The 15887-nt window shown below is 42.1% G+C and carries 14 protein-coding genes; 10 read left to right on the top strand and 4 right to left on the bottom strand.

Annotated elements, in window-relative coordinates; genetic code table 11:
- Window positions 1–13 precede the first annotated feature (13 nt).
- The 3 genes from ACTJJQ_RS11245 (at window position 14) to ACTJJQ_RS11255 (ending at window position 2985) form a co-directional block, all read left to right on the top strand.
- Window positions 14–769 (top strand): SDR family oxidoreductase, encoded by a 756-nt coding sequence (locus ACTJJQ_RS11245; RefSeq protein WP_008343153.1) that lies wholly within the window; start codon window positions 14–16, stop codon window positions 767–769.
- Window positions 770–835: 66 nt separating this feature from the next.
- Window positions 836–1519, top strand: a complete 684-nt coding sequence (locus tag ACTJJQ_RS11250) for a metal-dependent hydrolase (RefSeq protein ID WP_035391153.1) — start codon at window positions 836–838, stop codon at window positions 1517–1519.
- Between the two features lie 143 nt (window positions 1520–1662).
- Entirely contained in the window at window positions 1663–2985 is a 1323-nt protein-coding gene (locus ACTJJQ_RS11255; protein ID WP_017358275.1) for a CBS domain-containing protein, read from the top strand.
- Window positions 2986–3182: 197 nt separating this feature from the next.
- Here ACTJJQ_RS11255 and ACTJJQ_RS11260 read toward each other — a convergent pair whose 3' ends face one another.
- Complete coding sequence (locus tag ACTJJQ_RS11260) at window positions 3183–3485, bottom strand: YtpI family protein (protein ID WP_008343164.1); 303 nt, start codon at window positions 3483–3485, stop codon at window positions 3183–3185.
- 147 nt (window positions 3486–3632) lie between these two features.
- Between ACTJJQ_RS11260 and ACTJJQ_RS11265 the strand changes: the two genes are divergently transcribed.
- The gene (locus ACTJJQ_RS11265; protein ID WP_007501719.1) at window positions 3633–4574 is read left to right on the top strand and encodes a DHH family phosphoesterase; all 942 of its coding nucleotides are present in this window, start codon (window positions 3633–3635) and stop codon (window positions 4572–4574) included.
- A gap of 48 nt (window positions 4575–4622) precedes the next feature.
- On the opposite strand, the gene ACTJJQ_RS11270 is transcribed toward ACTJJQ_RS11265, so the two are convergent.
- The 3 genes from ACTJJQ_RS11270 to ACTJJQ_RS11280 form a co-directional block, all read right to left on the bottom strand.
- Complete coding sequence (locus ACTJJQ_RS11270) at window positions 4623–4808, bottom strand: hypothetical protein (RefSeq protein ID WP_008346082.1); 186 nt, start codon at window positions 4806–4808, stop codon at window positions 4623–4625.
- 108 nt (window positions 4809–4916) lie between these two features.
- Window positions 4917–5420: a sporulation membrane protein YtrI gene (gene ytrI / locus ACTJJQ_RS11275; RefSeq protein ID WP_007501718.1), complete on the bottom strand. Its 504-nt coding sequence runs from the start codon at window positions 5418–5420 to the stop codon at window positions 4917–4919.
- Complete coding sequence (locus ACTJJQ_RS11280; protein WP_007501717.1) at window positions 5417–5758, bottom strand: YtrH family sporulation protein; 342 nt, start codon at window positions 5756–5758, stop codon at window positions 5417–5419. The genes ytrI and ACTJJQ_RS11280 overlap by 4 nt, the downstream gene beginning before the upstream one ends.
- Window positions 5759–5895: 137 nt before the next feature.
- Between ACTJJQ_RS11280 and dnaE the strand changes: the two genes are divergently transcribed.
- The 6 genes from dnaE to pyk all read left to right on the top strand — a co-directional run bounded on the left by dnaE (window position 5896) and on the right by pyk (window position 15835).
- The gene (gene dnaE, locus ACTJJQ_RS11285; protein ID WP_440600212.1) at window positions 5896–9231 is read left to right on the top strand and encodes a DNA polymerase III subunit alpha; all 3336 of its coding nucleotides are present in this window, start codon (window positions 5896–5898) and stop codon (window positions 9229–9231) included.
- A 141-nt stretch (window positions 9232–9372) separates the two neighbouring features.
- Window positions 9373–10605 (top strand): NAD(P)-dependent malic enzyme, encoded by a 1233-nt coding sequence (locus ACTJJQ_RS11290; protein ID WP_007501712.1) that lies wholly within the window; start codon window positions 9373–9375, stop codon window positions 10603–10605.
- A gap of 305 nt (window positions 10606–10910) precedes the next feature.
- The gene (gene accD, locus ACTJJQ_RS11295) at window positions 10911–11786 is read left to right on the top strand and encodes an acetyl-CoA carboxylase, carboxyltransferase subunit beta (protein ID WP_017358273.1); all 876 of its coding nucleotides are present in this window, start codon (window positions 10911–10913) and stop codon (window positions 11784–11786) included.
- Window positions 11771–12748 (top strand): acetyl-CoA carboxylase carboxyl transferase subunit alpha, encoded by a 978-nt coding sequence (gene accA, locus ACTJJQ_RS11300; protein WP_017358272.1) that lies wholly within the window; start codon window positions 11771–11773, stop codon window positions 12746–12748. Before accD ends, accA begins: the two co-directional genes overlap by 16 nt.
- A gap of 339 nt (window positions 12749–13087) precedes the next feature.
- A complete protein-coding gene (gene pfkA, locus ACTJJQ_RS11305; RefSeq protein ID WP_017358271.1) occupies window positions 13088–14047 on the top strand; it encodes a 6-phosphofructokinase in 960 nt (319 codons plus the stop codon).
- A 27-nt stretch (window positions 14048–14074) separates the two neighbouring features.
- Window positions 14075–15835, top strand: a complete 1761-nt coding sequence (pyk, locus tag ACTJJQ_RS11310; protein WP_079920395.1) for a pyruvate kinase — start codon at window positions 14075–14077, stop codon at window positions 15833–15835.
- Window positions 15836–15887: the final 52 nt, after the last annotated feature.

Consider the following 15887-nt stretch of genomic DNA (forward strand, 5'->3'; position numbering starts at 1 on the left):
AGGAGGAGATTGTGTGCGACACGCATTAATAACAGCGGGTTCTAAAGGACTTGGCAGGAAAGTCACCGAGTCTTTACTGAATATGGGGTATTCTGTGACAGTGAATTATCGAAGTGATGATGAAGCTGTCCGGCAGATGAAAGAAGAACTGCAAGAATACGAAGAAAAGCTTCAATTTGTCCAAGGCGATGTGACAAACAAAGAAGATTTAAAAAACATGGTCGAGCTGGCAGCAGAGCGATTTGGGCGGATTGATGCCTTGATCAATAATGCTGGACCTTATATTTTTGAACGAAAAAAACTCGCGGATTACTCTGAAGACGAATGGTATCAAATGATGGAAGGCAACCTATCCGCAGTGTTCCATTTGTTCCGAATGGTGATCCCTATGATGAGAAAACAAGGCTTTGGCCGGATTATCACATATGGCTTCCAAGGAGCAGACCATGCGCCAGGCTGGATGCACAGATCAGCCTTTGGAGCGGCAAAAGTGGGCCTTGCGTCATTGACGAAAACAATTGCGATTGAAGAAGCCGAAAACGGCATCACCGCTAATATGGTGTGTCCAGGCAAAATCGTTGGAGACATGAAAGAATCGACAATAGAGGAAGCCCGCCAAATCAAAGACGATGAAACGCCAATAGGCAGGTCTGGTACTGGAGAGGATATCGGTCGTATCATTTCATTTCTATGTGATGACCGTTCAGACCTCATTACAGGAACCGTCATTGAAGCAACAGGTGGTCTTAATGTGATTCATAGGCACTAAGTTTTTCAGCTTTTTATAGAGGGAATAGACAAAATGAGATCAAATTCGAAAGGTGGATATATTTACATGAAAGCTACATATCATGGACATTCAGTCGTACACATTGAAACAAACGGATACCATATTTGGATTGATCCATTTTTAAATGGAAATAAGCACACAGATATCAAACCGCAAGATGTGAAAGCAGATGTCATTTTGCTCACGCACGGGCATGGAGATCACGTCGGAGACACGATTGAAATCGCTAAAAACAATGACGCACTCGTGATTGCGCCATTCGAGCTTGCCACTTATTTAGGCTGGCAAGGGGTGAAAACGCACCCGCTTTCTATAGGCGGCGGACGTGAATTTGAATTTGGTAAAGTCAAGCTGACGCAAGCGTTCCATGGCTCAGCGGTCATTGATGAAGAATCCAAAACGATTACGTATACAGGGATGCCATCCGGTATTTTATTTACTGCTGAAGGCAAAACGATTTATCATGCTGGAGACACGGCTCTCTTCTCGGATATGAAACTCATTGGGGAGCTGAATCATATTGAGCTCGCCTTCCTGCCAATAGGTGATAACTTCACGATGGGACCAGACGATGCGAGAATCGCAGCAGAGTGGCTTCGTGCGAAACAAGTCGTACCGATTCATTACAGTACATTCCCGCCGATTGAGCAAGATCCTCATGCCTTTGCAGACAGCTTGCATGGCGGCGTGGGTCACGTATTAAACAGCGGAGAATCCATCGATATTTAATAATAAGAAGAAAAGCCGGCATCCAACCGGCTTTTTTATTTGCCTGTATCGTGCTCGTGTAAAAGACAAATTGCTATTAAAAGCCTCCTGCCTTTATAATGAAATATAGATGAAAACGCTGAAAACAAAAAGGGTGAACGGGATTGGCGACAAAGCATGAGCAAATTTTATCGTATATTGATTCATTAGATGTCGGAGAGAAAATTTCTGTCCGGCGTATAGCGAAAGAAATGAAAGTCAGTGAAGGCACGGCTTACCGGGCTATTAAGGATGCTGAAAATAAAGGGTTCGTGAGCACCATTGAACGAGTCGGTACCATTCGAATTGAACAGAAGAAAAAAGAAAATATTGAAAAGCTGACATATGCGGAAGTGGTCAATGTCATTGATGGTCAGGTGCTTGGTGGACGAGCTGGCTTACATAAAACGTTAAATAAATTTGTCATCGGTGCAATGGAACTGGATGCAATGATGCGTTACACAGCAGCAGGCAACCTGTTGATCGTAGGAAACCGAATCAATGCTCACCGGCAAGCATTAGAGGCGGGAGCGGCTGTGCTGGTCACGGGCGGATTCTCAACAGATGATGAAATTATTCAGCTCGCAGATGAGCTTGAGCTGCCCATTTTATCAACAAGCTACGATACATTTACCGTAGCGGCTCTCATTAACCGGGCCATTTATGACCAGTTGATTAAAAAAGAAATTGTGCTTGTGGAGGATATTTTAACGCCGATAGAACGGACCGTCTACTTATCGCCAGAAGACAAACTTGAGAAATGGTATGAAAAGAATTATGAAACCGGGCACGGCCGGTTCCCGGTAGCAGACGATCAAATGAAAATACACGGCATTTTGACCTCAAAGGATATTGCAGGCCATGACCGTTCTACACCGATTGAAAAGGTGATGACAAAAAATCCGCTGACCGTTATTGGCAAAACATCTGTCGCTTCAGCTGCACAAATGATGGTGTGGGAAGGTATTGAGGTGCTGCCAGTTGTAAATGATCATGCGAAGCTGATTGGGATGATTAGCCGTCAGGACGTGCTGAAGGCGCTACAAATGATTCAAAAGCAGCCGCAGGTCGGTGAAAAGCTGGATGATGTAGTGTCACGAGGATTTAAGGAGACTGAGACAGAAAAACCAAAAACAGATGCGGTGTACCAATATGAAGTCTCACCACAAATGACAAATCAGCTCGGCAATATTTCGTATGGTGTGTTTACACAAATTTTAATCGAATCAGCCAACCGCTTCTTAAAGTCTCATAAAAAAGGCGAGCTAATTGTAGAAAGTCTTTCTGTCTATTTCTTAAAACCGGTTCAAATGGAATCCACGATACAGATCAAACCGAATATTTTAGAAGTTGGGCGCAAGTTTGGAAAGCTGGAAGTGGAAGTTTACCACCAGTCAAATATTGTAGGCAAAGCGATGCTGATGGTGCAGCTGATGGAGAGAGGATAAATGGCAAAAAAGGGCGGCATGAATGCGCCCTTTCAGCGTGTAGACAAACCCTCGCATTCGCCCGCAGTCCTGCGTGCTGGTGCTCACGAATGTGAAATTCGCTCTGCGCCAGTACTCGTCCTTCCTAGGGCTGCAAAGGTTTTCTACTGAAAAGAAGAGAAAGGGCTAAAATAAAGTTCATTTTAGCCCTTTCTCTATTATGCGTGGTCTTTTTCGCCTTCCTTTAAAAAGAGCGGAAGATAGTGCTTATAGGCTTTATATCCGGCCCATGTACTGCCGATACCAACTGCAACAAAAACAAACCCAATGACAAATGCCAGTGACGAGCGGTTTAAAAATAATTGATTCACACCGAAGAGCAGGACAAAGCAGCCAAGTGCCATACTTGATTTGGCAGACCAGAATTTCTTTTCGACCGGCCGGTTCGTACGGACATTCTTTGCTTTGTAGTATAAATAAAACATGGCAGAACAAATAATAAACACAATCAAAACAAGCATGTGCCAAGCCTCCATTGTAAGTGGTTACAACCCTATTTTAAACGTAAATAGGCTTGCTTACTAGAATAAATTGTCTATTCCTCACTTTTCTGTCTGGGTAGATTATGATTTAATAATAAAAAGAGTATCGCATAAGAAGGAGTATTTATGAAAAAAGAACTGATTAGAACCATATCATTATATGACACCATCATCATTCATAGACATGTAAGACCTGATCCAGACGCATATGGATCGCAGTGCGGCCTTACGGAAATCTTGCGTGCCACCTATCCAGAAAAAAATATTTATGCGACAGGAACCCCTGAGCCATCCCTTTCATTTTTATATGAATTAGATGAGGTGCCAGATGAAGTGTACAAAGGTGCCCTTGTCATTGTCTGTGACACTGCGAATCAAGCAAGAATTGATGATCAGCGTTATTCAATGGGCGATAAGCTGATGAAAATTGATCATCATCCGAATGAAGATCCGTATGGTGATTTGCTTTGGGTTGATACAGAAGCAAGCTCTGTTAGTGAAATGATTTATGAGCTGTATTTAGAGGGGAAAGAAGAAGGATATCAGCTGAATACAAAGGCGGCAGAACTCATTTATGCCGGCATTGTAGGAGACACAGGCCGTTTCCTTTTCCCAAACACAACGAAAAAGACACTCAAATATGCGGGTGAACTCATCGAATATCCGTTTTCATCATCAGACCTTTTCAATCAATTGTATGAGACAGATTTGAATGTCGTGAAATTAAATGGTTATATTTTTCAACATATCTCCTTATCAGAGAATGGCGTAGCTTCTGTTTTTATTAAACGTGACATTTTGGAGTCGTTCCAAACAACAGCGCAGCAAGCCTCACAGCTTGTTGGAACACTTGGAAATATTGCAGGGATTAAGGCATGGGTCTTTTTTGTGGAAGAGAACGATCAGATTCGTGTGAGATTCCGCTCAAAAGGCGTCGTCATTAACACCATTGCTAAAAAATATCATGGCGGAGGTCACCCGCTTGCAGCCGGTGCGTCCATATATGATTGGGCAGTTGCAGATGAGATTTTGCGTGATTTAGAAGAAGTATGTAAATCATCATCGTGAGAGAGGGGCTTCAAGTCCCCCTCTCTTTTTTGAGCTTTGAGAAAAGGGTTACTTGGATACAGGGATAAACCAGCAGCCGATGTCAGTTGAATCTTCATAGGCTTGGAGATTTTGATGCTTTAATTCTTTTTTAATTAAATGGGCCATCATTTCTGTCTCAGCATAAGCACACATGCCGTCTTTAATCCGGCTTGCTTTGTCTCGTGCCATTTGACGATAGCTGTAAACCTCCATTGTTCTCACCTCTTTCTTTGATCATCTCGTTCTTCTTTTAGTGTATAAAAATAACAAGTGAAAAGCGATCATTGAGTGCAGAAATTCATAAAAATTCCACATCATCTATTATTCAGCGAAGGAAATACGCACTTCAAGCGAAAGCTTTGTATAGATGGTCAGCTCTGTGACTTTGGCGCGGTATGCCTTTTCTCTAATCGTATATTCTTTATTTTCCACGGTCCGTTTTAAGAGCTCTTTTGTTTTATAGACACTTTCAATATCCTTTGTGATCACCTCTGAGATATCCTCTTTCACCTGATCTTCAAATTTCAAGGTATCTGGCTCCGGGATTTTGTACTGCTCACGGTTGACGAGGTGAACGTCTACGCTCTGAATAAGCAGACGCTGCTTATTGTCTTCATTTAATTTATGCAAATCCTCCCGATAGAGTGTGATTTGTTCTTTCAGACTGTCCATATGGTGCTGCTGGCTTCTGAGCAGTGTCACTTGCTTCTCTTGAAAGGTGCCATACGTAAAGAGAAAAATCAGCCAGCTGATAATTGCGCCGAACATCATCCCAGCAAAAAAACGCTGCCAGCCTGGACGTTTATACAGCTCAGGCACCCTCATGATGACACATGCTCCTGAGTGAGCCACGTAATCAGGAGATACCCCGTTTGCGCACCGCCCATAGCAGAGATAATGAGCAAGATCTGCTTGAAAATATCACGTGTGTTCCCTTCGAAAATCCCTCTTTCAAAACTATAGACCGCATCAAAAGTTCCACCGATTGCCGCAACAAGTGCCCAAATTTTTAAGCGGTTGGCAAGACTTGAAATAATTGATAGCGGCGGCTGACCAGATAAATATGCACCTACCCCGCCGATAATGGCACCGCCCAAAATAACCCCTAGTGCGATAAAATAACAGCTAATAAAGTTTGGAATAAAGGCTTCCTTCACATCCATTTTTCCCACCTCACTCTATTCAATATATGGCGAATGCTGGACAAGTATGAACGAGCTGAAAAGAAAGAACATTTGTTTCTCACCGCATCGCGATTTATAATGAAAGAATGAATTTAGACGAAAGGAGTGGATTAAGCATGTCCTATGTTCATCTTCAGGTCCACAGTGGATACAGCTTATTGAGCAGTGCAGCGAAGGTCAAGGAGCTCGTATTAAAGGCGAAAGAACTTGGCTATCAAGCGCTCGCTCTTACCGATGACCATGTGATGTATGGAACGGTTGAATTTTATAAGGAATGTAAAACACATGGTATCAAGCCGATTATCGGTTTAACAGCTTCTGTCTTCATAGATGAACAAGAGACAGAGGCTTATCCTTTGATCCTCCTTGCCAAAAACAATGAAGGCTATCAAAACTTGATCAAAATTAGCAGTGTCTTGAAATCAAAGTCAAAAACCGGCCTGAAAGAGAAATGGCTGAAAGCCTATCATCATGGCCTTATTGCCATCACACCAGGCGTATCCGGCTATATTGAAACGCTGCTGCAACATGATCAGCTAGATGAAGCAAGGGACGCAGCGATCCATTTAAAAGATCTTTTTGGTGAGGAACATGTGTATTTAGCCGTTCAGCCGTTCCAGCAGGACGAAGAGCTGTCTCATAAGCTCAGGGAACTCTCAAAAAGGGCGAACATCCCGCTTGTGGCAACAGGTGACGTCCACTATATCCATCAAGAGGACAAAACCGCATATACATGTTTAAAAGCCATTAAAGCAGGCCAGCAGTTATCAGAAATAGAGGAAGACCAAGCAGACAAGCATTTCAGATCGACCGAAGAAATGATGAAGTGGTATGGTGATGATCCAGAATTGCTGGCAAGAACGGTTGAGATTGCAAACCGCTGCGAGGTCGATTTAAATCTTGGTCAGACGAAACTGCCAACCTATCCGACGCCTGATCAATCAACAGCTGATCAGTTTTTACGAAGAGTGTGCCAAGAAGGTATGAAACGAAGACAGATTGCTTCAAATGACACATATATCAAAAGGCTTGAGTATGAGCTGAGCATCATTCAAAAAATGAATTTCAGTGATTATTTCCTCATTGTGTGGGATTTTATGAAGTATGCTCATGATCATGGCATTGTCACAGGTCCTGGCCGGGGATCAGCAGCAGGCTCTTTAGTTGCGTATGTTCTGTTTATTACAGATGTCGATCCGATCCGTCACGGGCTTTTATTTGAGCGTTTTTTAAATCCTGAACGAATCAGCATGCCGGATATAGATATCGATTTTCCTGACACGAGAAGAGATGAAATCATTTCATACGTAAAAGACAAATATGGGAATATGCATGTGGCGCAAATTGTCACGTTTGGAACACTTGCTGCAAAGGCAGCTTTAAGAGATGTCGGACGTGTGATGGGAATTGATTCAAAAGCAGCAGACCGCCTTGCAAAGCTCATCCCATCAAAGCCAGGGACGACACTGAAAGAAGCGGTGACAGTCTCCTCAGAATTAAAAACACTGCTCCAGCAATCTGAAGAGCTGCAAAGAGTGTTTCAAACCGCTTTAAAGGTAGAAGGATTACCAAGACATACGTCAACACATGCAGCCGGCGTTGTTCTAAGTGAGGAGCCGCTCACACAAGTCGTGCCTATTCAAGAAGGCCATGATGGAGTGTATTTGACGCAATATGCGATGAATTATTTAGAAGATCTCGGTCTTTTGAAAATGGATTTTTTAGGTTTGAGAAACTTAACATTAATTGAATCCATTAAAAACCAGATTGAAAGACAGGAAAACGTCCACATTAACTTTAGTGACATTTCATATGAAGATCAGAAAACGTTTGATTTGTTATCAGCGGGAGATACAACGGGGATTTTCCAGCTCGAATCACAAGGTATGCGTCAGGTGCTGAGACGACTGAAACCTTCTAGTCTAGAAGATATCGTGGCTGTCAATGCCTTATACCGCCCGGGGCCGATGGAGAATATCCCGCTCTTTATCGACCGAAAGCATGGCAGAGTGAAAGTCTCCTACCCGCATCCAGATTTGTATGACATCTTAAAGGATACATATGGGGTCATCGTCTATCAGGAGCAAATCATGTTGATTGCAGCAAAGATGGCAGGCTTTCAGCTGGGCGAGGCCGATCTACTAAGAAGAGCCGTTTCAAAGAAAGATAAAAAGGTGCTTGATGAAGAGCGAAGCCATTTTGTTGAAGGATGCCTAAAAAAGGAGTATCCTGTTAACATTGCAAATGACGTTTATGACCTAATCGTCAAATTTGCAAACTATGGTTTTAATAGAAGCCATGCTGTTGCATATAGCATGATCGGCTTTCAGCTTGCTTATTTAAAAGCGCATTATCCGTTATATTTTATGTGCGGTCTTTTAACGAGTGTGATTGGAAATGAAGACAAAGTGGCTCAATATTTCTATGAGGCAAAGGAAAAAGGGATATCTGTGTTGAAGCCTTCTATTAATAAGAGCGAATTTCCATTCACGGTTGAAAAAGGGGAGATCCGCTACAGCTTAAGAGCGATCAAAAATGTCGGAGTGTCAGCTGTAAAGGATATATACAGAGCAAGACAGGAAAAGCCATTTGAAGATTTATTTGATTTTTGCGCAAGGGTATCAACAAAGAGTGTCAACCGAAAAACGATTGAAGCCCTCATTTTCTCAGGGGCAATGGATGAGCTTCATCCAAATCGTGCTTCGTTATTAGCATCGATAGATATTGCGTTAGACCATGTGTCATTTTTAACACCTGAGGATCAACTAGACTTTCTTGGGGATACAACGTTCTCCATTAAGCCAAAATATGCGGAGATAGACGAACTGCCGCTTGTTGATCTCCTGCAATTTGAAAAAGAAGCACTTGGGTTATATTTATCAAATCACCCAGTACAAGCGTATCGAGATCGTTTGAGAGAGAATGGTGCAGTGGAAATCATCAGACTTTCTTCCTATATAAAGCGAAAGATCTCAATGGGTGGTCTTTTGACAAAGGTGAAATCGATTCGGACAAAAAATGGACAATCGATGGCATTTGTCACATTCGGGGATGAAACGGGAGAAATGGAAGGTGTCGTCTTTCCAGAGCAATTTAGAAAGCTGTCCCCCTTACTTGAGGAGGGCGCAATGCTTTATGTTGAAGGCAGAATAGATGTCAGAAATGAGAGCAGTCAAATCATCGTGCAAGAAGCTGTTCTACTGGAAGAGATGGGCTCTAAAAGAAAAGAATCTGTCTACATTCGAGTCAAAGAAGAGAACCATACGCAGGAGCTGCTAGAACAAGTGAAGCGAGTAATCTCCATGCACAGGGGAGAAGCAGATGTCTATTTGTATTATGAAAAGCAAAAAAAGACGATGAGACTTCCAGATGCATACAAAGTTCATGCAGATCATGCGGTCATTTTCCAGTTAAAAGAGCTGCTAGGTGAACAAAACGTTGTGATTAAATGATGACAAATCGTCTGAATATGTTTTACAATTTCACCTATTGTGTTATCATTTTAAAGATTCTGTGTATTTAAACTGCCAAGTATGTGCTTATCGACTTAGCAATTCATTAAATCATTTTCCACTTGAAGGAGTGTTCATCACATGTCATTAAGAGAAGAAGCATTACATATGCACAAAGAGAATCAAGGCAAACTCGAATCAAAATCAAAGGTACAAGTGAAAAATGCGAAAGACTTGAGCTTGGCTTACTCACCAGGTGTGGCAGAGCCATGTAAAGATATTTATGACGACACAAGCAAAGTGTATGATTATACAATGAAAGGCAATATGGTCGCTGTTGTCACAGACGGAAGTGCTGTGTTAGGGCTTGGAAACATTGGGGCAGAAGCATCTCTTCCAGTAATGGAAGGAAAAGCTGTCTTATTCAAAAGCTTTGCAGGTGTTGATGCATTCCCAATCGCACTTGCAACAAACGATGTAGACAAAATCGTTGAAACAGTGAAGCTTCTTGAGCCGACGTTTGGCGGCGTGAACCTTGAAGATATTGCAGCACCAAACTGTTTTATCATTGAAGAGCGTTTGAAAAAAGAGACAAACATTCCTGTTTTCCACGATGATCAGCACGGGACAGCGATTGTAACAGTGGCAGGACTTGTGAATGCACTGAAGCTGTCTGGAAAATCAATGTCTTCAATTAAAGTGGTTGCAAACGGCGCTGGAGCAGCAGGAATTGCGATTATCAAACTTCTTTATCATTTCGGTGTACGTGATATCATCATGTGTGATACAAAAGGCGCTATTTATGAAGGCCGTCCGAATGGTATGAATGCAGTGAAAAATGAAGTAGCTAAATTCACGAACCAAGATCGTAAAGAAGGTTCTTTAGAAGAAGTGATTGAAGGCGCAGATGTCTTTATCGGCGTTTCAGTAGCAGGTGCTTTAACTAAAGAAATGGTTGGGAAAATGGCAAAAGATCCTGTCATCTTCGCAATGGCGAATCCAAACCCAGAGATCATGCCAGAAGATGCACATGCAGCAGGTGCAAGTGTTGTAGGAACTGGCCGTTCTGACTTCCCGAACCAAGTGAACAACGTCCTTGCATTCCCTGGTATTTTCCGCGGAGCGCTTGATGTACGTGCGACACACATTAACGAAGAAATGAAAATTGCAGCTGTTGAAGCGATTGCTTCCCTTGTATCAGATGAAGAATTGTCAGCGGAATACGTTATCCCTGCACCATTTGATGCACGAGTAGCGCCAGCGGTAGCCAAAGCAGTGGCAAAAGCAGCAATGGAAACGGGCGTTTCAAGAATCAAAGTAGACCCAGAAGCTGTTGCAGAAAAAACAAGAAAATTAACGATTATCGGCGAGTAATCGAATTGGAAAAGTGTGCACGTTTTTTCTGAATTTGGAGGAAAAACGTGCACCATTTCCTCTCTTTCACGAAATTTTTTTCATCCTAAATGAGATTTTTTTGTAGACGTTCACAATTCACATATACCAACTACTCAGCGCCCCAAACCTATACTCATTTCTCATCAATTCCCCACTGAAAAAATTGAATGAAGGATGACAGCGTTTGACAAAAAAAGTACAATAGTTTCGGTACAGTTATGACATGTCCTATAATAGTGGATGTGCGTGTAAAGAAAAAACCCTTCAAAAAGGGAGGTAGTCATTTGTCAATCAAGAATATTTTCAGTAAAAAGAAAAAATATGCATCTGTACCCTCTGAACAGGCAAGTCAAGATGTGCCTGAAGGCATCATGACCAAATGTCCGCAATGTAAAAAAATAATGCTCACCAAAGAACTAGATAAAAATTTACGTGTTTGCATGAATTGCGGCAGACATTTGCAAATGAATGCAAAACAACGTATTGAAAGCCTTGTAGACGAAGGCACATTTGAAGAATTTAACGGTCACCTCATTTCTGAGAACCCGCTCGGTTTCCCAGGCTACGAAGAAAAGCTTGAGAAAGACAGAGAAAAAACATCTTTGAATGAAGCCATCGTGACAGGAAAAGGTGAAATTAAAGGTCAAAGTGCTGTCATTGCTGTCATGGATGCCACGTTCCGTATGGGCAGCATGGGCTCGGTCGTTGGTGAAAAGATTACACTAGCTATTGAGAAAGCAAAAGCGGACAAGGTGCCATTTATCATCTTCACTGCATCTGGAGGAGCAAGAATGCAAGAGGGGATTCTTAGTCTGATGCAGATGGCAAAAACAAGTTCAGCATTAAAGCTGTTCAGCGAGGATCAAGGTCTGATTATCTCTGTGATGACCAATCCGACAACTGGTGGTGTATCAGCTAGTTTCGCGTCTCTCGGTGATTACAACTTTGCTGAGCCTGGTGCATTAATTGGTTTTGCTGGTCGCAGAATCATTGAACAAACCATTCGTGAAGACCTACCAGAGGACTTCCAAACGGCTGAATTTTTAATGAAGCATGGTCAGCTAGATGCTGTGATTCACCGTGCAGAAATGAAAGAAACATTAGGCCAAATCTTAGCATTACACAGCACAGGAGGTGAACGAGAGTGGCTGGAGAACTAGAATTTGAAAAACCTGTCATTGAACTTCGAGCGAAAATTGATGAATTGAAAAAGTTCACACAAAACTCAGAGATGGATTTAAGTGCGGAAATTGAGCGCCTTGAAACGCGTCTGAGTAAGCTTGAAACAGACATTTATACAAATTTAAAGCCGTGGGACAGAGTGCAAATTGCTCGTCATGCGATGCGCCCAACAACTCTCGATTACATTCAAGAGCTGTTTGATCACTTTTTCGAATGTCACGGTGATCGTTTTTATGGCGACGATGAAGCCATCGTTGGAGGAATTGCCACGTTTAAAGGACTTCCTGTCACAGTCATTGGTCATCAGCGCGGAAAAGACACAAAAGAAAACTTGCGCCGTAATTTCGGGATGCCGCATCCAGAAGGTTACCGTAAAGCATTGCGCTTGATGAAACAAGCAGATAAATTTAATCGTCCAATCATTTGCTTTATTGATACAAAAGGAGCTTATCCTGGTAAAGCAGCTGAAGAACGCGGGCAAAGTGAAGCAATTGCGAAAAACCTTTTCGAAATGGCAGGACTTCGTGTACCGGTTGTCTGTATTGTCATTGGAGAAGGCGGAAGTGGCGGAGCACTAGGCTTAGGCGTAGGAAACCACCTATTTATGCTAGAGAACTCAACATATTCAGTGATTTCACCTGAAGGTGCAGCAGCACTGCTCTGGAAGGACTCATCACTTGCAAAAAAAGCTGCAGAATCAATGAAAATTACCGCTCCAGACCTAAAAGAATTAGATATTATAGATGATGTTATTAAAGAAGTGCAAGGTGGAGCACACCGAGACGTGAAACAACAAGCAGCCTACATTGAAAAAACATTAAAACAGTCACTTACATCTTTGCTCAAACAATCGCCTGAAGAATTAGTCGAACAAAGATATCAAAAATACAAAGCAATCGGCAAAGTATCGATTGAAAATCAATATATTGGGGTAAACTAAATAAACGTACAGCCTTTTGGCTGGCGTTTATTTTTTTCGTCTTTTTTCATCAAAACGATCTGATGTAAGCGCTATTTGAAAATAATTTTCTTTTGTTTTCATAAAATTTGAAACGTCTGAAAACGTTGATTTGACAAGGTTTAGAGGACTTGAAACAACTGTTTTTTGAACAAAGTGCTTTCATGACTTTCTTAACTTTTGTTTAAAAACATTTTATTTAATTGTATAATAAGTACGGTTTTAGAAATTCGTATTGAAAACATCCGGTTTTGCTCATGATTGTTTTCAAGCAGTGGAAATGGTATGTTTAATTCATATATGGTCTCTGAGGTGAAAAAGATGAAGCGTATAGGAGTTTTAACGAGCGGTGGGGATTCCCCAGGAATGAATGCAGCTGTGCGCGCAGTTGTAAGGAAAGCAATTTACCATAATGTAGAAGTTTACGGTATTTATAATGGATATTCAGGTCTAATTAACGGTAAAATTGAGAAACTCGAAATAGGTTCAGTAGGCGATATCATTCATCGTGGAGGAACAAAACTTTACACGGCAAGATGTCCTGAATTCAAGACAGTTGAAGGTCGTGAAAAAGGGATTGAGAACTTAAAAAAATTCGGTATTGAAGGACTTGTTGTCATCGGTGGAGATGGCTCATTCATGGGAGCGAAGAAATTAACAGAGCTCGGTTTTCCATGTGTAGGTGTCCCTGGCACGATTGACAATGACATTCCTGGTACTGATTTCACTATTGGCTTTGATACAGCACTAAATACAGTCATTGATGCCATTGATAAAATTCGTGATACAGCCACATCTCATGAACGTACATACGTAGTGGAAGTAATGGGAAGACATGCAGGGGATATTGCCCTTTGGTCAGGTCTTGCAGGCGGAGCTGAATCGATTTTGATTCCTGAAGCAGACTATGACATGGACGAAATTATTGCCAGATTGAGAAGAGGACATGAGCGCGGCAAGAAGCACAGTATCATCATCGTCGCAGAAGGCGTAGGCAGCGGTGTCGAATTTGGTAAGAGAATTGAAGAGGAGACAAGCCTTGAAACGCGTGTATCTGTCTTAGGACATATTCAGCGTGGAGGTTCTCCAAGTGCGTTTGACCGAGTGCTCGCAAGTCGCTTAGGAGCGTATGCAGTAGAACTTCTTCTTGAAGGAAGAGGCGGACGCTGTGTAGGCATTCAAAGCAACGAACTCGTTCATCACGATATTTTAGACATCTTAGATAAAAAGCATACAGTCGATCAAAATATGTACCGACTTTCACAAGAGCTCTCTATATAAAACGAGAAGACCTTAGGAGGAACAGTAATGAGAAAGACAAAAATCGTTTGTACAATCGGTCCAGCAAGTGAAAGCATTGAAAAGCTGACTGAATTGATTGAAGCAGGAATGAATGTAGCCAGACTAAACTTCTCTCATGGAGATTTTGAAGAGCATGGTGCACGTATTGAAAACATTCGCAAAGCAGGTAAAACTTTAGGCAAGGACATTGCGATCCTTCTTGATACAAAAGGTCCAGAGATCCGTACACGCACAGTTGAAAACGGCTCAATTGAGTTAGTTGCTGGTGCTGATCTTATCGTGAGTATGGAAGACATTGTGGGAAACACTAAAAAAATCAGTGTGACGTACGAAGATTTAATTCATGATGTAGAAGTGGGCTCAACCATCTTATTAGATGATGGTCTGATTGGTCTAGAAGTAAAAGAATTAAATAAGGACCGAAAAGAAATCGTCACAAAAGTGATGAATACAGGTACACTGAAAAACAAAAAAGGTGTCAACGTACCAGGTGTGAGTGTGAACTTGCCGGGTATTACAGAAAAGGATGCCAATGATATTCTGTTTGGAATTGAACAAGGTGTCGATTTCATCGCAGCTTCTTTTGTAAGACGAGCTTCTGATGTTCTTGAGATTCGTGAGCTGCTTGAAAAGAACAACGCAGCTGACATTCAAATCATTCCGAAGATTGAAAACCAAGAGGGCGTTGATAACATCGATGAAATCCTTGAGGTATCAGATGGACTGATGGTCGCGCGTGGAGATCTTGGTGTAGAGATTCCGGCAGAAGAAGTACCACTTGTTCAAAAAATGCTAATCAAAAAATGCAACCGTTTAGGCAAGCCTGTCATCACAGCAACTCAAATGCTGGATAGCATGCAGCGTAACCCGCGTCCAACTCGTGCAGAAGCAAGTGATGTGGCAAATGCTATTTTTGATGGTACAGATGCGATCATGCTATCTGGTGAAACAGCAGCAGGAACATATCCAGTTGAAGCTGTGCAAACGATGCACAACATTGCCTCACGTTCAGAGGAAGCACTTAACTATAAAGCGATCCTTTCTCGCAGAAGCGAAGAAGTAGAAGTCAGCATTACAGATGCGATCGGTCAATCTGTTGCGCACACAGCTATGAAGCTTGATGTGGCGGCAATTGTGACACCTACTGAGAGCGGTCATACAGCGAGAATGATTTCAAAATATAGACCAAAAGCACCAATCGTAGCAGTCACAGCAAACGAATCAGTGGCAAGAAAACTTTCACTCGTATTCGGTGTATTTGCAAAGAGCGGTTCAAAAACGACATCTACTGATGAAATGCTTGAGAATGCAGTAGAAAAGTCAATTGAAACAGGCTATGTAAGACATGGTGATTTAATCGTGATTACAGCTGGTGTGCCAGTTGGTGAAACAGGTACAACGAACTTAATGAAAGTGTATGTTGTCGGTGACATCATTGCGAAGGGTCAAGGAATTGGCCGCAAATCTGCATTTGGACCGGTTGTTATTGCACAAAGCGGAAAAGAAGCAGAGGAAAAAATGTACGATGGTGCGATTCTTGTCGCAAACTGCACAGATCGTGACATGATGGGTGCTTTAGAAAAAGCATCTGCACTTATCACGGAAGAAGGCGGTTTAACAAGCCATGCAGCAGTCGTTGGGCTTAGTCTTGGTATTCCAGTCATTGTCGGTCTTGACAGTGCCACAACACTTCTAAAAGAAGGCGAAGAGATTACAGTAGATCCAGCACGCGGAGCGATCTACAAAGGCCGTGCAAGCGTCCTTTAAATCACACACGAGGGGAGTTGTCTGACTCCTCTCTTTTTTTATGTTACACTAA

This window comes from Bacillus sp. 22483 (assembly GCF_052044605.1).
GTDB lineage: Bacteria > Bacillota > Bacilli > Bacillales > Bacillaceae > Bacillus > Bacillus altitudinis.

Coding starts and splice junctions, on each gene's coding strand:
- ACTJJQ_RS11250 (WP_035391153.1), top strand. CDS start 836: ATGAAAGCTACATATCATGGACATTCAGTCGTACACATTGAAACAAAC.
- ACTJJQ_RS11260 (WP_008343164.1), bottom strand. CDS start 3,485: ATGCTTGTTTTGATTGTGTTTATTATTTGTTCTGCCATGTTTTATTTA.
- ACTJJQ_RS11265 (WP_007501719.1), top strand. CDS start 3,633: ATGAAAAAAGAACTGATTAGAACCATATCATTATATGACACCATCATC.
- ACTJJQ_RS11270 (WP_008346082.1), bottom strand. CDS start 4,808: ATGGAGGTTTACAGCTATCGTCAAATGGCACGAGACAAAGCAAGCCGG.
- ytrI (WP_007501718.1), bottom strand. CDS start 5,420: ATGAGGGTGCCTGAGCTGTATAAACGTCCAGGCTGGCAGCGTTTTTTT.
- ACTJJQ_RS11280 (WP_007501717.1), bottom strand. CDS start 5,758: ATGGATGTGAAGGAAGCCTTTATTCCAAACTTTATTAGCTGTTATTTT.
- dnaE (WP_440600212.1), top strand. CDS start 5,896: ATGTCCTATGTTCATCTTCAGGTCCACAGTGGATACAGCTTATTGAGC.
- ACTJJQ_RS11290 (WP_007501712.1), top strand. CDS start 9,373: ATGTCATTAAGAGAAGAAGCATTACATATGCACAAAGAGAATCAAGGC.
- pfkA (WP_017358271.1), top strand. CDS start 13,088: ATGAAGCGTATAGGAGTTTTAACGAGCGGTGGGGATTCCCCAGGAATG.
- pyk (WP_079920395.1), top strand. CDS start 14,075: ATGAGAAAGACAAAAATCGTTTGTACAATCGGTCCAGCAAGTGAAAGC.